Here is a 23,512-nt window from a genome sequence, read left to right on the forward strand (position 1 = left end):
ATGCTGCATTTCACCAGCGATCAGTTTGTTCAGTGGCTCGGGATCTATTTCTGGCCGATGCTGCGCATCATGGCGCTGATCTCCACCGCCCCCATACTCAGTGAAAAGTCGGTGCCTAAACGCGTCAAAATTGGGCTGGGCATCGTTATCACGATTATCGTTGCCCCTACCCTGCCGGCGGTGGATATCCCGATCTTTTCCCCGAATGCGATCTGGATTGCCCTGCAACAGGTGATGATTGGCGTGGCGGTCGGGTTTACGATGCAGCTCGCCTTCGCCGCGGTACGAACGGCGGGTGAACTTATCGGTTTGCAGATGGGCCTGTCTTTCGCGACGTTCGTTGACCCGGGCAGCCATCTGAATATGCCCGTGCTGGCGCGTATTATCGACCTGCTGGCGATGCTGTTGTTTCTCTCGTTCAACGGCCACCTGTGGCTCATCTCGATGCTGGTGGACACCTTCCACACGCTGCCGATTGGCGACTACCCGGTAAACAGCAACGCGTTTCTGGCGCTGGTGCGGGCTGCCGGGCTGATCTTCCTCAACGGGCTGATGCTGGCGCTGCCGATCATTACCCTGCTGCTCACCGTTAACCTCGCATTAGGTTTACTCAACCGAATGGCTCCGCAGCTGTCGGTATTCGTCATCGGCTTTCCGGTGACTTTGACGGTTGGCCTTTTATTAATGTCATTATTGATGCCACTTATCGCCCCCTTCTGCGAGCATTTATTCAGCGAGATATTCAATCTGTTAGCGGATATTGTCAGCGAACTTCCACGCAAATAATAACCCGCAGTGTTTGCAATGTCTTTCTGAGGATATTCCTAAAAATAATCTCGAAAAACATCTACCAGGATATATCTGACGCGGTTTAAATGTTTCTAACCACCTCACAATACTTAATATTTACTTTACTTTAAGATGATTCCTGGCAAATTATACGTAACTTTACGGGATAGTGAGTTCGCCTGAAAGTCTTTGTCATGCTCACAGGTTTTATTAGATTTTTTCCATCCCGTATGGCTGTTTATGAGCTCTCAGGCAGGTGGTGAATTATCGTTACGCATTGAGTGAGGGTATGCCATGTCAACGATCATTATGGATTTATGCAGCTACACCCGGCTAGGGTTAACCGGGTACTTAGCAAGCAGAGGGGTAAGAAAGAGAGACATCAACGATGCACACACCGTTGAAGAACTCGCAGCCGCTTGTGACGCCCACAAGCCCGGCGTGGTGTTTATTAATGAGGACTGTTTCATTCACGACCCCGCTAACAGTCAGCACATTAAGCAGATCATTAATCAGCATCCTAAGACCCTGTTTATTGTTTTTATGGCGATCGCCAATATTCATTTCGATGAGTATTTGTTGGTGCGTAAAAACTTATTAATCAGTTCGAAATCGATTAAACCAGAGTCGCTTGATGATATCCTGGGCGATTATTTGAATAAAGAAGTTAAGAATGTAGGGGCGGTTAACTTACCCACCCTATCATTAAGCAGAACTGAATCAAGTATGCTAAGAATGTGGATGGCTGGACAAGGGACAATTCAGATCTCAGACCAGATGAATATCAAGGCAAAAACAGTATCGTCACACAAAGGAAATATTAAAAGGAAAATTAAAACGCATAATAAGCAAGTCATATACCATGTCGTACGCCTGACAGATAATGTGACGAATGGGATTTTCGTTAATATGCGCTAATTTGCACGGCCATGTTGTACCCTACCTTGATCTCTGGCCTGGCCAGAGATTTTGCTTTTCAGTAGCCGGAGCCGGGGAGAAGACGCCCCCGACGCCGCCCTATTCCGCCGTTTCCACAAAGATCCCATCCGGGTGCCCCAGTTCGTTGAAGAACCAGATGCCGAGCGGGTAATCTTCCAGCGACACCAGATACATTGTGCCTTCATTAAACTCTTCTATAGCCAGCACCACGCCCGGGCGGCGCGGCCCACCGTCCGTTTTGACGGTTACCCGATCGTTGACCTTCATACATTCCTCCTGTGGTTTTGAGCCAGTGTAGAACAAATTGCATTGCCTGGCATCGCCACCTGGCGCGAATGGCGTTTTTGTGTGCGGTCTATACTTAACTGTTGAGACGATTAAATGAGGAACCCGCCATGAAGACCGACAAAGAGTACAGCGACACCATTAAGCGTGAGGTTGAAGTGGATGTCGATGCCCTGCTTGCCGCCATCAATGAATTCAGTGAGTCCGAAGTTCATCGCGCGGAGGATAATTCCGACCGTGTCGTGGTCAATGGTAGGGATTACCATACCTACCGTGAACTGGCTGAAGCATTCGAGCTGGATATCCATGACTTTAGCGTCTCGGAGAAGAACCGCTAAGGCGAAAAAAATCCCGGTCATGGGGATGACCGGGATCAAACTTGCTTATGCAAGAAGCACTTGTAAATTCGTTACACCAGGAAATCTGATGCAGGTAAGACATTATCCCCAACGGAATAGTCTTACAAGCATATATTCTCTTAGCGAATATTATATTTTATACATGTGAATTTTGGTTATGAGTATAAACATGCGCCGCGTGTGGGTTTGTCGGGATCGTTTCCACTTCAACGGCGCGTCAATGCCTGTTTTTTTAAGATTTATCTTAGGTGAAATCATCACCCGGGAGTCGTTATGCCTTCGTTTGAGGAGACTCTGCTTGTTTTTACCGACCTCGACGGCACGCTGTTGGATTTTCACACACTCGACTGGCAGCCTGCGGCCCCCTGGCTGGAAAAGTTAATGGATGAACAGGTACCGGTCATTCTGTGCAGCAGCAAAACCGCGTCCGAGATGGATGACATCCAGCAGGAGCTGGGGCTTGGCGGGTTGCCCTATATTGCGGAAAACGGCGCGGTGATCCAGCCTGACGTACGGTGGGAAAACGCCGCACGGTTCATCTCAGAAAAGAAGCATGACGATATCCGGCAGTGTATTGCCCGGGTACGCCAGGAGATGCATCTTAAATTCACCACCTTCGATGACGTGGACGAGCGCGTGGTCGCCGAATGGACTGGGCTGAGTCGTCCCCGCTCAGTGCTTGCGCGTAAACACGAGGCTTCCGTGACGCTGATCTGGCGTGACAGTGATGAACAAATGGAACGCTTTGCCGCCGAACTCGCCCGGCAGGGGCTGAAGATTGTCCAGGGAGCACGCTTCTGGCATATCCTGGATACCTGCTGCGGCAAAGACGTGGCGGTTCACTGGCTTGTGGACCAGTATCGCCTGCACGAGGGTTCCGAACCGACGACGCTGGGCCTGGGCGACGGCCCGAATGATGCCCCGCTGCTGGACAGCGTAGGCTTTGCCGTCGTGGTGAAGGGCTTCAACCGGGAGGGCGTCAGCCTTAAGAACAACGATCCCGCCCGGGTTTATCACACTCAGCACACCGGGCCGACCGGCTGGTGCGAGGGGCTTGATTACTTTTTGACGTGATCCTGCCAGATGACCCGGTTACGCCCGCGCTGTTTCGCCTCATACAGACGCGCATCGGCGGTGGATTGCAGATTTTCGAAGTGATAATTGCCCTTCTCCTGCGCGCCAGAGACGCCAAACGACGCACTTACGCGCAGGGTGGTACTTTTCTTAATCAGGATCTCTTTGCTGTCGATACGCTCGCGGATCTGCTCTGCGACTTCCGCCGCCTCTTCAAGCGTCATGCCCGGCAGCACCACACAGAACTCTTCGCCCCCGACGCGTCCGGCAATATCTTTAGTCCGGAGGGTGCTGGCAATCAGACCCGCGGCATGGGACAACACCTTATCACCCGCCTGATGCCCGAACCGATCATTGATGCTCTTGAAGCAATCAAGATCGATCTGAATGACCGAGAAAGGCAGCGACTGCTGTTCACACTGCTTCGCCAGCATTTTCGCCTGCTCGAACAGCGACCCACGATTATTCAGCCGGGTCAGAGGGTCGTGCCAGGCCTGCCATTGCAGCGAGCTCTGCATCGAATACATATTACTGACCATGCGCCGGATCACCAGCCATGAGATGAGCAGCATCGCGGTGAACAGCGCCCAAAGCAATGCCAGCACAATGCTGATGCTGCCAAAATCACCGCGCACCCCTTCATCCAGGGTGTGCACGCGCAGGACGATGCCATCAAAATGGTCGAGACGCTCCCAGCTCACAAAACGACTCCCCAGGCGAATGCCACCTTCGGAATCCGATTCTATCGCGTGCGCTATCTGCGCTAATTCGCGCGCGTCAAAATGATTAACGTCCGCAGCAGGTGATTCAGACGTTGCAAGCTGAGTAAGCCGACTGTCATACAGTTGGTATTCCCCTTCCGGGTTATCGCCCACGGCTTCCACCAGCAGGCGACGCAGGGTGGCAAAGGTGAAATCCATCGCCACCACGCCATACCAGACGTGATTGTAATAAACCGGCACGCTGGCGGTGATCAGCGGCTTTTTGCCGACAAAGGTGGAAGGCGGCGAGATAAACCAGCGCACGGCACGCGCACGGTTTTCACGCTCGGACTGTTGGGTAAACCAGGGCTGAGTGACCAGATGGTAATAGCGCTGCACGATATCGCTGGAATTTCCCGGCGTGTCCGTTTCCAGAAAGAATCCGGCGCGAGAGACATAAATCACGCGCTCTTCGTTGCGGGAAGGGCTGGATGCCAGACGCAGCAAATACCCCACTTCAAGCGCGGCGGACAGTTCATTATCAAGGTACTCATCATCACGGTTCAGAAGGGTCGTCTTTTCAACGAAGGCATCCGAAACACCGTTGATCGGTAACGTGCGCTGTTTATCAACCGCAATTTGCCAGCTGGGGGACGTGCGCAAATGCGCAAAACGCTTTACCGCATCATGCAGCACGCCAAACGCCAGCGGCGTTTCCAGCGCATCACGCATGCTGTGGCGAAAAAACAATATCTTATCGACGCTGAACTGAAGCTGTCTGTCCAGCGCACTGGCAACCGTTTCCAGATGGTTACGCTGGCTGGAGATATAAGCATCTTCCAGTACCACAACTTCGCGCCAGGTCAGGAGGGTGGAAAAGATCAGGACAACGATAAAACAGAAGTTAACAATCAAACGGGGATTGCTACGCTTATGCAGCCACTGCAAAAATGATTGTTTTACAACAAAGGTATCGTGCTGCACACACACTCCCTGATTGTCGCTCACCATCCGATATGATAAGTCTTCTGCCAGTAAAAACGCCCGGCAAGGCCGGGCGTTGTGTGATTAAGCCTTGTCGCGTTTTTGCCTTTTATTCGCAGGCTGAAGCTCGTCTTCACGAAAAGCCTCCCGCTTAATGCCGTATCCATCATGCCACCGACACTCCACCATTCCGCTGGAATACCCGGTGACGATCATGCCTGGACCACCATTTTTAGGCTTAACTTCATCACTGATCAAAAAGACCATACCTGCCTCCTGTATCAGGGTGAAACGTTTTCAATTTAGACGAGGAATGGTCTTTTTGCATCCGGGGTCAGCAATAATTAATGCGATTTCCCGCGTACTTTTTCAACCAGCTTAACAACGGCTACCACAATCAGACCGACGATAAAGCCCAGTACGAGATTAAGCAGTGTGGGCAGAATTGCAGCTACTACCGCTCCCTGGCCTGACGCAAAATGTTCAATCATGTGATGCAGCGAAGCAACACCGTGCACGATAATGCCGCCGCCGACCAGGAACATTGCCAGGGTTCCCACCACCGACAAGGTTTTCATCAGCCACGGCGCCAGCACCAGCAGGCTTTTCCCGATGCCGCGCGCAATTGCGCTGGATTTTTTTTCCAGCCAGAAGCCGATATCGTCCAGCTTGACGATCAGCCCGACCAGGCCATAAACCCCTATCGTCACGAGGATCGCAATGCCGGACAGGATCAGCACCTGGTTCATCAGAGGGGCATCTGAGACGATCCCCAGCGTAATCGCCACAATCTCGGCTGAGAGGATGAAGTCCGTGCGGATCGCGCCTTTGACCTTATCGCGTTCAAACGTTTTTGGATCCTGCGCGGCCAGCGCTTCCAGACGCTGCTGGCGCATTTCCGGGGTGTCTTTCTCTTTGCGTGCAGCGAACATATGCAACACTTTTTCGGCACCCTCGAAGCACAGGAACGCCCCGCCAATCATCAGCAGGGGCGTAATGGCCCAGGGTATAAAGGCGCTAATCAGCAGCGCCAGCGGAACGAGGATCACCTTGTTAATAAAGGACCCTTTCGCAACGCCCCACACCACCGGCAACTCACGGTTCGCCCGCACGCCGCTGACCTGCTGCGCGTTAAGCGACAAATCATCTCCCAGTACCCCGGCGGTCTTTTTCGCCGCCAGTTTTCCCATAACCGAAATGTCATCCAGCAAGGTGGCGATGTCGTCCAGTAATGTTAATAAGCTACTTCCTGCCAAAATCTCTTTCCTTCTTTTTTTGCTAATTAAGTGAATAGTATGGAACAAAACTCACCGCCCGGAAACTGGCACCGCGCGTCAACAAAAATTTCACATCAACAACACAATTAAAGCACTCGCCAGGCTGATAGTTTTGGCGTTAACTATGAGCGAACTTTTTATTTCGTCGTGAGGGACTATGCGTTTCCGGCATTTATTACCGCTCATTGGAGCACTCTTTTCCCTGTATATCATCTGGGGGTCCACCTATTTTGTCATTCGTGTAGGCGTGGAAAGCTGGCCCCCGCTGATGATGGCCGGTATTCGTTTCCTTACGGCCGGCGTGCTGCTGATGGCGTTTTTATTGCTGCGCGGCCACAGACTACCGCCGCGGCGTCCCCTGCTTAACGCCGCCCTGATTGGCCTGCTGCTGCTGGCGGTGGGCAATGGCGCGGTAACCGTCGCCGAACACCAGAACGTGCCGTCGGGAATCGCCGCCGTGGTCGTCGCAACCGTGCCGCTGTTTACGCTCTGCTTTAGTCGCCTCTTCGGGATCCGCACCCGTAAGCTCGAATGGCTGGGCATCGCGATTGGGCTTGTGGGTATCATCCTGCTGAACAGCGGCGGTAACCTGAGCGGGAACCCCTGGGCTGCCGTTCTGATCATGATCGGCTCCATGAGCTGGGCCTTCGGCTCGGTCTACGGTTCACGCATCGAGCTGCCCTCCGGGATGATGGCAGGTGCGATTGAGATGCTCGCGGCGGGCATTGTGCTGCTGATGGCCTCCGCGTTGACGGGTGAAAAACTGACGGCGATGCCAGACCTTTCAGGTTTCCTGGCCGTCGGGTATCTGGCGCTGTTTGGCTCGATTATCGCCATCAACGCCTATATGTACCTGATCCGCAACGTCTCACCGGCGGTTGCCACCAGCTACGCCTACGTTAACCCGGTGGTTGCCGTGCTGCTGGGTACCGGTTTTGCGGGCGAAGTGCTGTCGACGATTGAATGGCTGGCGCTGGGTGTGATTGTCTTTGCCGTGGTACTGGTCACGCTGGGTAAATATTTGCTGCCCGCGAAACCGATTGTCACGAGGTGTGAGGTGGAGAAACCGTGATCGGGTGAATGCCCTGGGTATCGATCTGCGCGGCCTGACCGCCGCCGCAGATCCACTCTTCCAGCCGCTCCGTCAGTTCCACGTCATTCAGCTTCATTCTTCCGCGCAGCGCGCACTCCCAGACAATCAGCACCCGCCAGCCCTGAGCGTAAAGCTGCGAAACATCGCGTTTATCACGCTCGACGTTCCTGCCAATCTTCTCCAGCCAGAAGTCGGTGCGTGTCGCCGGGACTTTAAACAGATAGCAGTCGTGATGATGCCAGAAACAGCCGTGGGTAAAGATGATGCACTGGTACGCGTCGATGACGAAATCAGGACGCCCGGCAAGCGTGGCATCCTGAACCCTGAATTCAAACCCGACGGCGGTTAGGAGGCCCGCGATCCGTTTTTCAATCGCGGTATCACGCGTGCCGATGACACGCATGTTTTTACTGCGCGTGGCCTTATTGTGAACGTCCGCCATTGACGGCCTTGCTCTGACGAAGCTGAACGGCCTTGCTGATGCGTGAGGCCAGCAGTTTAGCTACCGCGGCAAAGGCTGGCACCACCACCGAGTTGCCAAACTGACGATAGGCCTGGGTATCCGACACCGGGATGCGAAAACTGTAGCCCTGCGGCGTCTCAAAGCCCATTAAGCGGGCGCACTCGCGCGGCGTTAAGCGCCGCGGCCGGTGCTGTTGGTTCTGGGGATGGTCAAAATCTTTTTCGCCCAGCGCCTTATCCCAGCCGCGATCGATAAGAATTTCCGCGCCATCTTTGTAATAGCGCGCCGACAGCGTACGCGTCACGCTATCAGGATTAAGCGGATTGACCATGCCAAACCCAAAGCCATTGCCTTTGGCCTGATGCTTTTTGGCATAGCGATAGAGGTATTTCCACAGCACCGGCGTCAGAATGAATTTCGCATCGACGGCGGGCTCCAGCAGATCGGCCACCGTCGGTCGGCGCGCCGGATACAGCGAAGGCAAATCACGCAGCGTAAAATCGCCTTTCAGATTGAGATCGCGGCGAAAGCCCACCAGCACGATGCGTTCCCGGTGCTGTGGCAGGAAGTGTTTGCCGTCGATAATTTTCGGATCGTCCGGCCCCATGTCCTCTGCATCCGCCACGTCGTAACCCAGTTCATCCAGCGTTTGCATGATAATGCGGAAGGTTTTGCCGCCGTCATGACTCTTTAAATTCTTGACGTTCTCCAGCACAAAAATTGCCGGGCGGCGGGCATCAATAATCCGGGCAACGTCAAAGAACAGTGTGCCCTGCGTATCGCAGGCAAAGCCGTGTGCGCGTCCCAGCGCGTTCTTCTTCGACACGCCAGCCAGCGAGAACGGCTGGCACGGAAAACCTGCCAGCAGCACGTCGTGCGCCGGAATGGTATTGCGAATGTGTTCGGCGGCCTCTTCATCGCTGACGCCGGTTTTGTGGCTCAGCGTGACATCACGAATATCCGCGTTGAACTGGTGCGCGTCGGGATCGCAATACCAGTTGGCTTTATAGGTACGGACGGCATGTTTATTCCATTCACTGGTGAACACACACTGCCCGCCAATAGCTTCAAAGCCATGGCGAATGCCGCCGATACCGGCAAAGAGATCGATAAAGCGAAAGGCATAATTTGGATGCGCAGCAGGCGGACGCGGCAGCAGGTTGCGCAGATAGCGGAACTCACCGTCGCTCAGGCGGTGCCCTGCCCTGTCGCTTATCAGCAGCCGCTTGAGTATCGCCGGGCTCCAGTGGCTCTCGCCATGGGCCACCAGCTGGTTTGCCAGCGTTTTAGCATCATACATTTCCAGCAGCTGACGCAGGAGTGCCTGCACGGCTGCCGTTGATTTCTCAACCCGCTCAGGCGCGGGCACAGTCACTGATCGATTTTCCTGCATTCTCTTAACCGGACAATAAAGACAGAAAACAGAGTACCACAGTTCAGGATCGCACACTGCGACGGAAATGGGTCAATATCTGGCTGTCGGTTCCGAGGTAATCGCCCTGTAATTCGGCACTCAGCTTCGCCATAAACTGGATCAGGAAATCGGCATTGTGACGCGCAAGTTCGCGCCCCCGCGCGGTTTGCATGGTGTCAGGCAGGCGCAGGAGTTTGGTCTGAAAGTGGTCGAGCGCGAAGGCTTTATCATCCAACTCTCGTGTTCCGGCGAACGGGTCGTCGGCATCAAACAGCGCGGCGCCCAGCGCACCGGAGACGGCAAAGACGCGCGCCAGGCCGATAGCGCCTAACGCCTCCAGCCGGTCGGCATCCTGCACAATTTTGGCCTCCAGGCTTTGCGGCGCGATACCGGCACTGAAGCTGTGCGCTTCAATAGCATGCTCAACGGCTGCATAACGATCCGGCGGAAAATCAGGAAAGTCGCGACTGAGGATCTCGCGCGTTTTTCGCGCTGCCAGCCGCGAGGAGTGGCTACGTTCCGGGTGATTTTTCGGCAGGCTGACAATGTCATGGAAGTAGCATGCGGTCAGCACAACCAGCGGATCGCTATCCTCGTCAGCCATAATACCCTGCGCCGTCATCCAGACGCGGTGAAAATGGGCGATATCGTGCGCCGCATCATCAGTAAAATGATTTTCGTCGAGCCAGCGCTCAAAACGGTGTTGCCACTGCGCAAGTTCCATCAGCCTGTCCTGTTGCTCAAAAGTGAGTGAATTATAATACACCCGAATTAAAATCCTTTATAAATAGAATTACGAAATACTTAATAATAATTACCCGCTATATTTTCAATGAATTAATTCACGTGAAAAATAAAGAGATAAAAAGAAATATTTTGTAATATTTTTACCACTTTAATTACATTTATTTTTGAACCTAAATAATAATCCATAGAATAGTATCAGCCATGTAGTTACGGAGGGTAATTACATATATTCAGACAATTTATATTTAAAGGGAATATATAATGAAAAGAAAAGTTCTGGCAATTCTCGTACCCGCGTTATTAATGGCTGGCGCAGTAAATGCGGCGGAAATGTATAACAAGAATGGCAACAAAGTTGACCTGTACGGTAAGGTTGATGCGCGTCATACCTTCTCCGACAACCCAGGCGACGACGGCGATGAAACCTATGTACAGGTGGGTTTCAAAGGCGAAACGCAGATCACGAACGACCTGACAGGCTATGGCCAGTGGGAATATAAAACCTACGCTAACGACACCGAAGGCGCAGGGGATAAATCTTTCAACCGTCTGGCATTCGCTGGCCTGAAATATGGCGACTACGGCTCATTTGATTACGGCCGTAATTACGGCGTCGTGTATGACGTTGAAGCCTGGACCGATATGCTGCCGGTATTTGGTGGAGATTCTTACACCTGGACGGATAACTATATGGTTGGCCGTACTAACGGTGTGGCGACCTACCGTAACAATGATTTCTTTGGTCTGGTCGATGGCCTGAACTTTGCGCTGCAATATCAGGGAAATAATGAAGGTGGACCAAACGAAAATCAGGAAGGCACCAAAAACGGCCATGATGACGTTCGTTTCCAGAACGGCGACGGCTTCGGTATGTCTACCACCTATGACTTCGATTTCGGCCTGACGCTGGGTGCGGCTTATTCTTCCTCTGACCGTACTAACGACCAGGTCGCTTACGGCGCTGGCACCTATAACCGCTTCAGCAAATATGCTGGCGGTGAACGTGCGGAAGCGTGGACAATCGGTGCTAAATACGATGCTAATGATGTCTACCTGGCCATGATGTATGCGGAAACCCGTAACATGACTCCGTACGGCAACGATGGCATCGCCAACAAAACACAGAACTTTGAAGCCGTAGCGCAGTACCAGTTTGACTTCGGTCTGCGTCCATCCCTGGCGTGGGTCTATTCTAAAGGCATCGATTTGGGCGGTAACGATTATCACCCAGGCAATGGCTATGACTATGTAGACCAGGATCTGGTTAACTACATCGACGTGGGCATGACCTACAGCTTCAACAAAAACTTCTCCACCTACGTTGATTATAAAATCAACCTGCTGGACGAAGATGATGCCTTCTACAATGACAACGGTATTTCTACCGATGACATCGTTGGCGTAGGCATGACCTACCAGTTCTAATTCCCATCAATATTAAAGCCCGCGATGCGGGCTTTTTTTATTTGACGCTGAAATGTTATGGCGCTTCCTGCAAGGCCAGGCGAACAAACCCGTTATTCTGCGCCAGCAATTCGTGCGCTTTCCAGGCATCCAGCCCTGTCAGCACCATCAGTACCGCCGTTTTGCACTGGTGGTTACAGCTTTCCAGCGCGGCCTTCGCCTGAGCCCGGCTACATCCCCCCGCTTCCATCACAATGGCAATTTGTCGTTCGGCCCATCTGGTATTGCTTGCCTCCAGATCAACGCGCAGGTTGCTGTACACCCGTCCGGAACGTACCGCCAGACCGGTGGTGATCATATGCAGGATCATGCTTTGCGCAATGCCTGCTTTAGCGTTGGTATACCCGGCCACCACATCCGCGCCCAGATCGGGAGCAATGACCATACTCGCCAGCTGCGCCGCTTCACTTTGCGCATCCTCCGTAATGAGCGCAACCGTTGAGCCCAGAGACCACGCATGACGCATCGCGCCCCATACCCATGGGGTTTTGCCGCTGACGGACAGCGCCAGCATCATGTCATGCTCGCCAAATTCTATCGTCTGAAGGTCGGCAACGCCGCTCGCGTAGCTTCCGGCGTTATCACCTGCTGTTAACGTAATGACGGGGTGTTTGCCCGGCGCAAACGCTTCTGCCGCCTGCTCCGCCACGCGTCCGGACGCGCCCGCGCCGGTCAGCACCAGACGTCCGCCGTGACTAAGCGTCGCCGCCGCGTTATCCACCACGCGGGCCAGCATACTTAAGTGAGGGGTAAGTGCAGAAGAGATTTGCGCGTCATCCTGGTGTATGACGTTAAGCATATCCAGCGTCGATAATCTGTCGATGTTCATCGTGCTGGCGTGCCGTCTTTCCCTGGCCGTACCGGTAAGCATAATGCTCATAAACTGCCTCCTTATTATGGGTACCCTCACACTATAAAGTGTTTTATATAGGTCACCTGAGAGGAGGCTCACGAAACGCCTCTCTTTACATGGCTTTATGAAACGCCCGTCATCAGCGATAATTAGCCCTTTCTTATTCATCGCGGAGTGTTAATGAGCGATTTGCAGCCCTTCCCCCCGACGCGCAAGCGCCCTATGAAGCTGAATACGCTGGTTACACTGATGGTGTGCGCGATTATCGGCTCGGTGCTGCTGGTGGTCTTCGCGCTGTACTCTGTGCAGATCACCCGCGCCACGCGCGATGACGTGAAAGATACCGCGCTGGGTATCGCCAGGACGCTGGCCGACAGCCCGGAGATCAAGCGTGGCCTGATGGAATCGCCGCAGGCTGGCATCATCCAGCCGATTGCCGAGGCGGTGACGAAGCGCAACGACCTGCTGTTTACCGTGGTCACCGACCTGCGTGGGATCCGCTATTCCCATCCAAACGAAGCGCTGTTAGGTTTGCATTTTATTGGCGACGATCTGACGCCCGCCCTGGAAGGGAAAGAGAATGTCTCCGTTAACCGCGGCGCGCTCGCGGAAGCGCTGCGCGTCTTTACGCCCGTGTATGACGACCAGCACGACCAGATCGGCGTGGTGGTGGTGGGTATTTCGCTGAATAAAGTTGAAGATCAGATTGCCCGTGGGCGGCTCAACGCCGTGTGGACCATCTTATTCAGCGTTCTGATGAGCTCAGTGGCGATATGGGGTCTGGTCCGGGTTCTGAAACGTATCCTCTTTGGGCTGGAGCCTTACGAAATCTCAGCTCTCTTTGAGCAGCGCCAGGCCATGTTGCAGTCCCTGCGCGAAGGCGTGATGGCCGTGGATATGCACGGGCGCGTGACGATGATTAACCACACCGCCAGAGAAATATTACTCCTGACCTCAGGCCAGCACTCCGAAAGCAGCAGTGAACCGCTGCTGGCCAGCCTGCGCGAAGTATCCAGGACCGGCATTGCCCGCCAGGATCAGGAGATCGGCTGTAACGGGCGGCTGTTGCTCTGCAACATGGTCCCCGTGAAAAGCCAGAATCAGGTGATCGGGGCGATCAGCACGTTCCGCGATAAGACCGAAATCAGCCAGTTAATGCAGCGTATTGATGGCATGGTCAGCTACGTTGATGCCCTGCGCGCTCATACGCACGAGTTTATGAACAAGCTGCACGTGATCCTCGGCCTGCTGCACATGAAGCGCTACGATAAGCTGGAGGAGTACATCATCCAGACCGCGCAGAATTATCAGACGGATATCGGCGCGATACAACGTAAAGTTAAATCCCCGGTCATTGCGGGCTTCCTGCTGGGTAAAATTAACCGCGCTAAAGAGGCCGGAGTGACCCTGACGCTGGCGGAGGAGAGTCAGCTTCCCGACACCGCCAATGAAGAGCAGGTTGCGGTGCTGATCACCGTGCTGGGCAATTTAATCGAAAATGCCCTGGATGCGATGGAAGGCCAGCCGGAAGGCGAGATCGGCCTGCTGCTGCATTATCAGAACGGCTGGCTGAGCGGTGAGGTCAGCGATGACGGTCCCGGCATTGATCCCGAGCGGCTGGAGGCTATTTTTACAAAGGGCTACTCAACAAAAGGTGAAAACCGCGGCGTTGGGCTGTTCCTTGCGCGTCAGCAGATCCAGAATCTGGGCGGAGATATTACCGCCGAGTCGGAGCCTGGCGTATTTACCCAATTTTTTGTTCAGATCCCCTGGGATAGCGAGAGGAATATCGCGTGATAAATGTGTTAATTGTTGATGATGACGCCATGGTAGCCGACCTCAACCGTCTGTATGTTAACCGCGTTGAGGGTTTTAGCTGCTGCGGCGTCGCTTCCACGCTCAATCAGGCCGAGGCGTTGATCGCCAACCCAGGCCAGCCGATCGATCTGGTGCTGCTGGATGTCTATATGCAGCAGGATAACGGGCTGGATCTGCTGCCCATCATCCGCGCGTCGGGCCGCCCGATTGACGTCATCATGATCTCGTCGGCCTCCGACGCCGCAACGATCCAGACCTCAATGCACTATGGAGTGGTGGATTACCTGATTAAACCGTTCCAGTTCCCGCGTTTTGAAGAGGCGCTGAACGGCTGGAAGGCAAAGCGCAGCCTGATGGGATCGCATCAGTATTATGAACAGGCCGACGTCGACAGGCTGATCCACGGCGGCGCGCCGGAGCTGGCCGACAGCAAAAAATTACCGAAAGGCCTGACGCCGCAGACGCTGCGCACCATTTGCCAGTGGATCGACAGCCATCCGGAGATAGAGTTTTCCACCGACGATCTGGCGAATGCGGTCAACATTTCCCGCGTCTCCTGCCGCAAATACCTGATCTGGCTGGCGCAAATTAATATCCTGTTCACCAGCATTCACTACGGCGCTACCGGCCGGCCGGTATATCGCTACCGTTTGCAGCCGGAACAGGTCGGCCTACTCAAACAGTACTGCCAGTAATTCGGTAGCTGTCGTCCAGAAGGGTAAAACGGAAGTGGTGCATCGAGGAGATCACCACTTCTTTTGTTTTGGTGACAAAGATGGCTTCAATATCGGGGCGCGAACGCAGCGCGGCGCAGCCCTTTTCCACGCCCATGCCGTAGATCAGCGTGGTCCAGATATCGCCGTCGAGGGAGTCTGGCGAAATAATCGTCACGCTGTCCAGTTCGTTATCCAGCGGGTAGCCGGTGCGTGGGTCAAGTATGTGGTGATAACGTTTGCCGTTCAGCTCGAAGTAGCGCTCATAGGTGCCTGACGTCACCACCGACCGGTTTTCGACCGTCATGGCGCCAATCAGCGCGTCACCGGCGAACGGTTTTTTCAGGCCGACGCGCCAGCCGCCCTCCGGCGAGCCTAACGTCTGGACGTTGCCGCCAAGGTTGATCAGCCCAAGTTCAACGCCCTCTTTATGCAGGTAATCCCGCACCCTGTCGGCGATATAGCCTTTAGCAATGGCCCCCAGATCGATCTCCATTCCCTGGCGAGTAAGGAACACGCTGCTGTTGGCTTCATCCAGCACCACGTCCGCAGGATGCGTGATGCCCAGCAAGGCGGCGATCTCGTCCGCGGGCGGTACAGCGTCCCCCTTAAAGCCAATTTTCCAGCGCTTCACCAGCGGGCCGATCGCCAGGTTAAAGGCGCTGTCCTTAAGCAGGCTGGCCGCTTTCGCGCAGCGGATCAGCTCGAACACCGGGCGACTGACGGCAACCGGATGCTGACCGGCTGCATGGTTGATGTCCATTACCTGGGAGTGCGCTCGGTTAACGGTAAGCAGATCTTCGTACTGTTTGATCAGGCGAAACACGCGAGAGGCAAGCGCTTCGTCATGGGAAAAGAGTTTCAGGAGGATGGGCGATCCCATCAGAACGGCGGAGTAGCTGTAAACGCGATGGCTATCAGGCATTTCATGAGTCCTCAGATGTAGCCCCGGCAGGCACCGCGCCGCCGGGGAAACAGGAGCCTTACCGTGTTTTCGAACGCATAGCCGCCTGATGTCCTGCAAGCGTACCAAAAATAATGATATCTGCCACCGCGTTACCGCCGATGCGGTTACCGCCATGGATGCCCCCGACAACCTCACCCGCAGCAAACGCTCCCGGCAATACGTTGTGGTTGCTGTCCAGCACGCAGGTTTCTGTGTTAATGGTCACGCCGCCCATGGTGTGGTGAACGCCCGGTGCAATCTGAATGGCGTAGAACGGCCCTTCGTTGATTGGTGCACGCAGCGCGGTGGTGCGGCCGAAATCATCGTCGTGCTGTTTCTCCACAAAGCCGTTGTAGCGTTCCAGCGTTGCCAGGAACTGATGGTGATCCATCCCCAGCGCTTCCGCCAGGGCTTTTGGCGAGCTGGCGGTGGTAACAAACCCTTTCGCGATGTACTCATCCGCGGCTTTGTTTTTGGCGCGAACATGCTCGTCAAAGACGATATAAGCGTATTTCTCCGGCAGCGCGATGATTGACGCCGAGACTTTATCGCGGGTCTCCATTTCGTTAAAGAATCGGTTCCCCTGTTGATTGACCAGAATCGCCCCGCCGCCGCGGATGGATTCGGAAATCAGATACGACGTTTTCTGCTCAACGGTTGGGTGGATCTGAATTTCGCCCATATCCACGGTGCCCGCACCGATACGCTCCAGCAGCGCGATGCCGCCCCCGGTCGCCCCTTTGTGGTTGGTGGTAACGAACCCTGCCAGATCCGGACGGTATTTCACCACCATCTGGCTGTTGGCGCTGAAGCCGCCCGTTGCCACAATCACGCTTTTGGTTGCCACGGTGAGGGTTTCGTTCTCTTCGGTGGTCAGACGCACACCGGTCACTTCGCCGTTCTCGAAGATGATGTCGCTCACGGAGGTATCCAGCATCACCTCGATGTTACGCTTGTTGACGTTACGCACCAGGCCGCTGATCAGATACCCGCCCACTGCGGAACCGTCTTTCGGACGGTGCGTACGGTCGATGCTCATCCCGCCGGTGGTGGTAATGTCGTTCAGCATAATGCCGCGCGTGGCCAGCCATTCGATGGCCTGCGGCGCGTTCTCGACAAAGCGACGCAGCAGTTCAGGGTTGTTCTTGTTGCCACCGCCTTTCAGACTTTCCTGGTAGAACAGCTCTTTGCTGTCCTGAATACCCTTCACGCGCTGGAAGCGGGTCTCCGCCGCGTTCATCCCGGCCGAGGCTTTAATGGTGTTCCCGCCGATGGTAGGCATTTTCTCGACGATCAGCACGCTCGCGCCTTCGTCATGCGCCTGAATCGCCGCCGCCAGACCGGCGCCGCCGCTGCCGACCACTACCACATCCACGCTTTTAGTCTCATTCGGGTCTGCGCCCTCTTCTGCAGCCAGCGCTTTGCTGGATTTCAGCATCGCCTTCGAGACCGCTTTTTTCACCGCCTCGCTCTGGCTGGTCGCGCCCGTAATCGCGTCTACATGCGGGGTGTTGGCATCCAGAATACGGGTACGGATCTCTTCGAAGCTGGTGACAAACTCGACGTCTTCACTCGGGCCGGAGGCCAGTTCGATATCGGCGATGCGGTCGGTTTCGAGGCTGACGTTAATCACCAGCTCGTTAGCATCGTCCTGCACTTTTTCAATAAAGGTGCCCGGTTTGAATTTCGATTCGCCCATGCTCATGTCGCGGATCATCGCTTCCACCAGCGAGAAGCGCCACAGCGGTTCCGGGATGCTCAGTTCTTCGCGTCGGGTGCTGTCCATAAACAGCTCCAGGCTTTCGCCCGCCGCGATGCGATCGGTCCAGTCCGGATAGGCGATGGTGGCGCGGCCAACGGCAATCAGGTCGTAACCGTGATCCAGCGCTTCATTCACATCCGTGGCATTCACCACGCCGCCAACGCCCATTACCGGTACCTGCGCCAGCGTGTCAGAGCGCATGGCGCAGTATTTTTCGATAAGTGGCGTCGGGTCCTGAGTATCGACGATAGAAGGACGCAGGGCGGCGCCAAGGGAGAAGTGGAGATAATCTACCCCGCGCGCGGCCAGTTTTTCCAGCAGATACAGGGTGTCTTCGAAGCGAATGCCCGGGACTTCAAGCTCTTCCGGAGAGAAACGGTAGCCAATGATAAACGCGTCGTCCGCGTACTGGCGCACCATCTTGTGGGTAATGTCCAGCACCGCCAGCGGGAATTTCGCGCGGTTTTCGCGGCTGCCGCCCCACTCGTCGTCGCGCTGGTTAGAGTTCGGCGAGAAGAACTGCTGGATCAGATAGGTATTCGCCCCGTGTATTTCGACGCCGTCGAACCCGGCCTGAATTGCGCGGCGCACGGCTTCGCCGAACTTGCCGATCATGCCTTCCACCTCTTCCGCGGTCAGGGCAACCGGCGTGGCGGCACCGTCACGCGGCGCGGCAACGGCGCTTGGGCCAACCGGCGTGCGGCCCCCGATCAGTTTTGGGTCGACCATGCGGCCGCCGTGGTAGATTTGCAGCAGGGCTTTAGAGCCTTTGGACTTGATGGCGTCAGCGATTTTTGCCAGCCCGGCGATTTTCTCGTCGTTATCAATACCAATTGCCCCCGGGAACGCCAGGCCGAGATCGTCAACAAAACAGCACTCAACGATGATGGTGCCGATGCTGCCCGCGCGGGCGCGGTAGTACTCCACCAGTTCGCTGGTCACGGTGCCATCGTAATAACCGGTACAGGTTGTCATCGGGGCCATTAACAAACGGTTTTTCAGTTCAGTACCATTCGGTAATGTGAAGGGGCTTAAAATACGTTCGTTAGTGCTCATAATAGAAACTCCAAACTTTCAAAATTAAGAATTCGTTATCGGGATGATTTTTTATTTCGTGTTTTTTGCCGATGTCATGATAGTAATATAAAGCTTTTTTTAGTTTCTAAAGTCATTACGTTAGTTAATAAACTATTTAATCCCTTCGATAACATTAATAACACATTGGTGTTAGCGGGAATGTTTCACTCGTTCACAAGAATTTAAAAAAAGTTAAATTATAAAAGGTCAAACCAATACACCAAATCTATAAAAAAACCATATAAAACAACGATACACAAAAGCACCAGAATTTAAATGTTATAGTTTTGATACATAAAATGCGTAAAATTAGCGAATAACCACACTACTCAGAGTGGTTATTATAAAAAATATAAAAATAGCCATTCAGTTCCGTTTTTTTGATCGCGATCAATAGTTATGGCATTCAAAAGAGCAATATAAAAACATCATCATTTTTTATTTAGCGCAAACCAAAATGCGTTAAATCGCTATTAGTGAAAACACAAAACCGCACCTTAAATAACTAAAAAAAGCAAAAAGGATATTTCAATCGAATTTGTGTTTTCGCCGGGCGACGAATTTTTGACAACTTAAGACGTGAAACTATGAATACAAAAACTGCTGTAACGCCTCCTGCGGCGAATCTGGCATCAAATGGAACAGCAAAACGACTGCTGATGATGGCTTTGCCCGTCATTGTTGCCGTCCTGCTGTTGTTTGTCCCCGTTCCGGAAGGGCTGCCGCCTTATGCGTGGCACTACTTCGCCATCTTTGTCGGCGTCATCGTCGGCTTAATTTTCGAACCGCTGCCGGGCGCCGTGATCGGTCTTACCGGCGTCGTGGCGATTGCGCTGTGCAGCCAGTGGGTACTCTTTAGCCCGGAACAGCTGGCTGACCCAAAATTCAAGCTGGCGGGCGCCTCCTTTAAATGGGCGGTCAGCGGGTTTGGTAACTCCACCGTCTGGCTGATTTTCGGTGCCTTTATGTTCGCCGCAGGCTACGACAAAACCCGCTTCGGCCGCCGTCTGGCGCTGATTCTGGTGAAGTACCTGGGCCGTCGCAGCCTGACGCTCGGTTACGCCATTACGTTTGCGGATCTGCTGCTGGCCCCGTTCACCCCGTCCAACACCGCGCGCAGCGGCGGGACCATCTACCCGATCATCGCCAATCTGCCGCCGCTGTACGGTTCAAAACCCAATGACCCAAGCGCGCGCAAAATCGGTTCGTATCTGATGTGGGTAGCCATCACCGCGGCCTGTATCACCAGCTCGATGTTCCTTTCCGCTCTGGCACCTAACCTGCTGGCGCTGGCGCTGGTAAAAAGCACGGTTGGAATTGATATCTCCTGGGGGACCTGGTTCCTCGCCTTCCTGCCGCTGGGCATCCTGCTGATCCTGACCATGCCGCTGCTGGCCTACTGGTTCTACCCGCCGGAAGTAAAAGTGAATAACGAAGTACCGCTGTGGGCGACCCGTGAACTGGAAAAACTGGGCAAACTGTCGCGCAATGAGATCCTGCTGCTGGTATTCGTGTGCTGTGCGCTGCTGATGTGGATCTTCGCCGCGGCGTGGATTGAACCGGCCATGGCTGCCCTGCTGATCGTTGGCCTGATGCTGTGGACCGGCGTGCTGGAGTGGAACGATATCACCGGTAACAAAGCCGCGTGGAATACCTTCGTCTGGTTCGCCACCCTGGTGGCGCTGGCGGATGGCCTCTCCTCCACCGGTTTTATCAGCTGGCTGGGTAAAGAAGGCGGCCTGCTGATGAGCGGTATCTCTCCGGGTGTCGCCACCATCGTGCTGCTGCTGGCGTTCTACCTGCTGCACTACCTGTTCGCCAGCACCACCGCGCACACCACGGCGCTGCTGCCTGCGATGCTGACCATCGCCTCCACCATTCCGGGCATGAATATGGAAGTGTTCGTTCTGCTGATGGTGACCTCGCTGGGCGTGATGGGGATCATTACCCCCTACGGTACGGGTCCAAGCCCGATTTACTACGGTAGCGGCTACCTGCCAACCAAAGACTACTGGCGCCTCGGTACCATCTTCGGTGCCATCTTCCTGGCAGCTCTGCTGCTGATTGGCTACCCGTGGATGTCCATGATGTTCTGATTCCTGACCGCCGGACTTCTCCTCCGGCGGTTTTATTTTTGTGGAGCAATACGCTATGTCAAACAAACCGTTTATCTACCAAAACCCCTTCCCTCTTGCGCACGATGACACCGAATACTATCTGCTGACCAAAGAGCACGTTTCCGTTGCCGAGTTCGACGGTCAGGAAGTGCTGAAAGTCGAGCCAGAGGCGTTGACCCTGCTGGCACAGCAGGCCTTCCACGACGCGGCATTTATGCTGCGCACCTCTCACCAGAAGCAGGTTGCGGCTATTCTGAGCGACCCGGAAGCCAGCGAGAACGATAAGTACGTTGCCCTGCAATTCCTGCGCAACTCCGAAATTGCGGCGAAAGGCGTGCTGCCAACCTGTCAGGATACCGGCACCGCGATCATCATGGGCAAAAAAGGCCAGCGCGTCTGGACCGGCGGCGGTGACGAAGCGGCCCTGAGCCAGGGCGTCTATAACACATACATTGAAGATAACCTGCGCTACTCGCAGAATGCGGCGCTGGATATGTATAAAGAGGTGAATACCGGCACCAACCTGCCCGCGCAGATTGACCTCTACAGCGTGGACGGCGACGAGTATAAATTCCTGTGCATGGCGAAAGGCGGCGGTTCTGCCAACAAAACCTATCTCTACCAGGAAACCAAAGCGCTGTTCACTCCGGCGAAGCTGAAAAACTACCTGGTTGAGAAGATGCGGTCCCTCGGCACCGCAGCCTGCCCGCCGTACCATATCGCCTTCGTTATCGGCGGAACCTCAGCGGAAGCCACGCTGAAAACCGTTAAGCTGGCTTCTACCCGCTACTACGATGCGCTGCCAACCGAAGGCAACGAACACGGCCAGGCGTTCCGTGATGTTCAGCTCGAACAGGAACTGCTTCAGGAAGCGCAGAACCTTGGTCTGGGCGCGCAGTTTGGCGGCAAATACTTTGCCCACGACATTCGCGTAATCCGCCTGCCGCGCCACGGTGCCTCCTGCCCAATCGGCATGGGCGTCTCCTGCTCCGCTGACCGCAACATCAAGGCGAAGATTAACCGCGAGGGGATCTGGATTGAGAAGCTGGAGCACAATCCGGGCCAGTATATTCCTGAATCCCTGCGCCAGCAGGGAGAAGGCGACGTGGTAAGCATTGATCTGAACAAGCCGATGCCCGACATTCTGGCGCAGCTTTCCTCGCACCCGGTATCCACCCGCCTGTCGCTGAGCGGCACCATCATCGTGGCGCGCGACATCGCCCATGCGAAGCTGAAAGAGCTGCTCGACAACGGGGAAGAACTGCCGCAGTACGTTAAAGATCACCCGATTTACTACGCTGGCCCGGCGAAAACGCCAGAAGGTTACGCGTCTGGCTCCTTAGGCCCAACCACCGCCGGGCGTATGGACTCCTACGTGGACCTACTGCAATCCCACGGTGCGAGCATGATCATGCTGGCCAAAGGTAACCGCAGCCAGCAGGTCACCGACGCCTGCCATAAGCACGGCGGCTTCTACCTCGGCAGCATCGGCGGCCCGGCGGCGGTGCTGGCGCAAAACAGCATCAAGAGCCTGGAATGCGTGGCGTATCCTGAACTGGGAATGGAAGCCATCTGGAAAATTGAAGTGGAGAACTTCCCGGCGTTTATCCTGGTGGATGACAAAGGCAACGACTTCTTCCAGCAGATCCAGAATAAACAGTGCAAAGGGTGCTCACAGCGCTGAACGTTTCCATAACGCCGGAAGCAGCGACAGCGTATCGTTGATCAACCCGCGCTTGTCGCTGCCCGGCTTCCAGATAGTGACCATCGTCTGGCTTATCCCCTGGCTGCCCACTTCGGTGGGCAGCCTTTTTACATTTTTCCACTGCGTTGCCTGAAGATGGGTCGGCAAAAACCCCCAGCCGCAGCCCTGCTCCAGCAGGCCGCGCAGCATCTCCAGTTCGTTAGTGAAAAGCGTGTGCCCTGAAATTTGCAGGCGACGGGCAACCGGCTCGTCTGACGCGGGATGCATAATCACCTGTGGCACCAGAGAGAGATTGAGCAGCGACACCGGCGACGCAACCTCCGCAAAAAGCGCCGTTGCGGCGTAAAAATCCATTTCGATCGCCCCCAGCGCCCGCCACTCCATCTCATTGCCCACGCTGCGGTTGCGCGCCTGGCAGATCCCCAGATCGGCCTGACCGTTTGCCAGCATCGCTTCCGCCTCATCGCGCGATGCGCTGGTCAGGCTCAGGCGGATCTTTTTCGTCGCCAGTGTGGCAATCAGCGCCTGTAAAAAAGCTCTGGGGGTGAACGGATCGTAAGCGAGGGCAATGTCCTGCGTCGCGCTGTCCGGTACCGATCTGGCAAACGCCTCAAACGCTTTGACCTGGCGCATCAGCAGGTGCGCCTGCCGCTGAAGCTGCTCCCCCTCCGGCGTCAGGCGCAGGCTGCGCCCCTCCCGCAGGAACAGAGCATAGCCCAGCCCATCCTCAAGGAAATCGATCAGATCCCGCAGGGTAGTACGATCTTTGCCGAGTTTACTGGCCGCCTTCATCAGGCTGCCGTGTTCAGCGACGGCAGTGAACGCCTCAAGCTGGGCAAAGGAATAGATCAGTGATGCCACGCCATTCTCCACGCAATTTTTACGGGGGATTTTCCCCCATAACGCGTTTTTTATTATAGGCCGCAGGTTCT

Annotated in this window: 20 protein-coding genes and 1 pseudogene; 10 read left to right on the forward strand and 11 right to left on the reverse strand. The window is 54.9% G+C overall.

The window, feature by feature from the left end:
• Together fliR and rcsA are read left to right on the forward strand one after the other, a co-directional pair.
• Window positions 1-793, forward strand: a pseudogene (gene fliR, locus SK50_RS16325) (flagellar biosynthetic protein FliR); the annotation flags it as partial.
• Between the two features lie 290 nt (window positions 794-1,083).
• The gene (gene rcsA / locus SK50_RS16330) at window positions 1,084-1,707 is read left to right on the forward strand and encodes a transcriptional regulator RcsA (protein WP_017383340.1); all 624 of its coding nucleotides are present in this window, start codon (window positions 1,084-1,086) and stop codon (window positions 1,705-1,707) included.
• A 99-nt stretch (window positions 1,708-1,806) separates the two neighbouring features.
• Here rcsA and dsrB read toward each other — a convergent pair whose 3' ends face one another.
• Entirely contained in the window at window positions 1,807-1,995 is a 189-nt protein-coding gene (gene dsrB, locus SK50_RS16335; RefSeq protein ID WP_003859583.1) for a protein DsrB, read from the reverse strand.
• A 128-nt stretch (window positions 1,996-2,123) separates the two neighbouring features.
• On the opposite strand from dsrB, the gene yodD reads away from it, so the two are divergent.
• The gene (gene yodD / locus SK50_RS16340) at window positions 2,124-2,351 is read left to right on the forward strand and encodes a YodD family peroxide/acid resistance protein (protein ID WP_048229716.1); all 228 of its coding nucleotides are present in this window, start codon (window positions 2,124-2,126) and stop codon (window positions 2,349-2,351) included.
• A 294-nt stretch (window positions 2,352-2,645) separates the two neighbouring features.
• Window positions 2,646-3,446: a mannosyl-3-phosphoglycerate phosphatase-related protein gene (locus SK50_RS16345; RefSeq protein WP_017383338.1), complete on the forward strand. Its 801-nt coding sequence runs from the start codon at window positions 2,646-2,648 to the stop codon at window positions 3,444-3,446.
• Here the strand turns inward: SK50_RS16345 and dgcQ are convergent.
• The 3 genes from dgcQ to SK50_RS16360 form a co-directional block, all read right to left on the reverse strand.
• The gene (dgcQ, locus tag SK50_RS16350) at window positions 3,431-5,131 is read right to left on the reverse strand and encodes a cellulose biosynthesis regulator diguanylate cyclase DgcQ (protein ID WP_017383337.1); all 1,701 of its coding nucleotides are present in this window, start codon (window positions 5,129-5,131) and stop codon (window positions 3,431-3,433) included. The genes SK50_RS16345 and dgcQ overlap by 16 nt on opposite strands.
• Before the next feature lie 84 nt (window positions 5,132-5,215).
• Window positions 5,216-5,398 carry a YodC family protein gene (locus SK50_RS16355; RefSeq protein ID WP_003859574.1) on the reverse strand — a complete coding sequence of 61 codons (183 nt, stop codon included), beginning with the start codon at window positions 5,396-5,398 and terminating at the stop codon, window positions 5,216-5,218.
• A 77-nt stretch (window positions 5,399-5,475) separates the two neighbouring features.
• Window positions 5,476-6,387 carry a DUF808 domain-containing protein gene (locus SK50_RS16360; RefSeq protein ID WP_017383336.1) on the reverse strand — a complete coding sequence of 304 codons (912 nt, stop codon included), beginning with the start codon at window positions 6,385-6,387 and terminating at the stop codon, window positions 5,476-5,478.
• A 178-nt stretch (window positions 6,388-6,565) separates the two neighbouring features.
• On the opposite strand from SK50_RS16360, the gene yedA reads away from it, so the two are divergent.
• Window positions 6,566-7,480 (forward strand): drug/metabolite exporter YedA, encoded by a 915-nt coding sequence (yedA, locus tag SK50_RS16365; RefSeq protein ID WP_017693141.1) that lies wholly within the window; start codon window positions 6,566-6,568, stop codon window positions 7,478-7,480.
• Here the strand turns inward: yedA and SK50_RS16370 are convergent.
• The 3 genes from SK50_RS16370 to SK50_RS16380 are packed head-to-tail and all read right to left on the reverse strand — an operon-like array spanning window position 7,452 to window position 10,102.
• On the reverse strand, window positions 7,452-7,943 hold the full coding sequence (locus tag SK50_RS16370) for a very short patch repair endonuclease (RefSeq protein ID WP_048229717.1): 492 nt from the start codon (window positions 7,941-7,943) through the stop codon (window positions 7,452-7,454). The two genes, yedA and SK50_RS16370, sit on opposite strands and share 29 nt — an antisense overlap.
• The gene (locus SK50_RS16375; RefSeq protein ID WP_156171094.1) at window positions 7,924-9,357 is read right to left on the reverse strand and encodes a DNA cytosine methyltransferase; all 1,434 of its coding nucleotides are present in this window, start codon (window positions 9,355-9,357) and stop codon (window positions 7,924-7,926) included. The genes SK50_RS16370 and SK50_RS16375 overlap by 20 nt, the downstream gene beginning before the upstream one ends.
• Before the next feature lie 43 nt (window positions 9,358-9,400).
• A complete protein-coding gene (locus SK50_RS16380) occupies window positions 9,401-10,102 on the reverse strand; it encodes a phosphohydrolase (protein WP_017693138.1) in 702 nt (233 codons plus the stop codon).
• A 284-nt stretch (window positions 10,103-10,386) separates the two neighbouring features.
• On the opposite strand from SK50_RS16380, the gene ompC reads away from it, so the two are divergent.
• Window positions 10,387-11,550 (forward strand): porin OmpC, encoded by a 1,164-nt coding sequence (gene ompC, locus SK50_RS16385; protein ID WP_017693137.1) that lies wholly within the window; start codon window positions 10,387-10,389, stop codon window positions 11,548-11,550.
• A 55-nt stretch (window positions 11,551-11,605) separates the two neighbouring features.
• On the opposite strand, the gene SK50_RS16390 is transcribed toward ompC, so the two are convergent.
• A complete protein-coding gene (locus SK50_RS16390; protein WP_017693136.1) occupies window positions 11,606-12,469 on the reverse strand; it encodes an N-acetylmuramic acid 6-phosphate etherase in 864 nt (287 codons plus the stop codon).
• A 153-nt stretch (window positions 12,470-12,622) separates the two neighbouring features.
• Between SK50_RS16390 and SK50_RS16395 the strand changes: the two genes are divergently transcribed.
• Window positions 12,623-14,239, forward strand: a complete 1,617-nt coding sequence (locus SK50_RS16395; RefSeq protein ID WP_045344363.1) for a sensor histidine kinase — start codon at window positions 12,623-12,625, stop codon at window positions 14,237-14,239.
• Entirely contained in the window at window positions 14,236-14,955 is a 720-nt protein-coding gene (gene dcuR / locus SK50_RS16400; protein WP_003859556.1) for a two-component system response regulator DcuR, read from the forward strand. Before SK50_RS16395 ends, dcuR begins: the two co-directional genes overlap by 4 nt.
• Here the strand turns inward: dcuR and SK50_RS16405 are convergent.
• Entirely contained in the window at window positions 14,936-15,898 is a 963-nt protein-coding gene (locus SK50_RS16405; protein WP_017383329.1) for an FAD:protein FMN transferase, read from the reverse strand. The two genes, dcuR and SK50_RS16405, sit on opposite strands and share 20 nt — an antisense overlap.
• 58 nt (window positions 15,899-15,956) lie before the next feature.
• Window positions 15,957-18,737 carry a flavocytochrome c gene (locus SK50_RS16410; RefSeq protein WP_048229721.1) on the reverse strand — a complete coding sequence of 927 codons (2,781 nt, stop codon included), beginning with the start codon at window positions 18,735-18,737 and terminating at the stop codon, window positions 15,957-15,959.
• 608 nt (window positions 18,738-19,345) lie between these two features.
• Between SK50_RS16410 and SK50_RS16415 the strand changes: the two genes are divergently transcribed.
• On the forward strand, window positions 19,346-20,854 hold the full coding sequence (locus SK50_RS16415; protein WP_017383327.1) for an anion permease: 1,509 nt from the start codon (window positions 19,346-19,348) through the stop codon (window positions 20,852-20,854).
• Window positions 20,855-20,909: 55 nt separating this feature from the next.
• Window positions 20,910-22,559 (forward strand): class I fumarate hydratase FumA, encoded by a 1,650-nt coding sequence (fumA, locus tag SK50_RS16420; protein WP_045344360.1) that lies wholly within the window; start codon window positions 20,910-20,912, stop codon window positions 22,557-22,559.
• Here fumA and SK50_RS16425 read toward each other — a convergent pair.
• Complete coding sequence (locus SK50_RS16425; RefSeq protein ID WP_017693131.1) at window positions 22,548-23,453, reverse strand: LysR family transcriptional regulator; 906 nt, start codon at window positions 23,451-23,453, stop codon at window positions 22,548-22,550. The genes fumA and SK50_RS16425 overlap by 12 nt on opposite strands.
• Between the last annotated feature and the right edge of the window lie 59 nt (window positions 23,454-23,512).

Source organism: Enterobacter sp. BWH64, from assembly GCF_001037645.1.
GTDB lineage: Bacteria > Pseudomonadota > Gammaproteobacteria > Enterobacterales > Enterobacteriaceae > Enterobacter > Enterobacter hormaechei_C.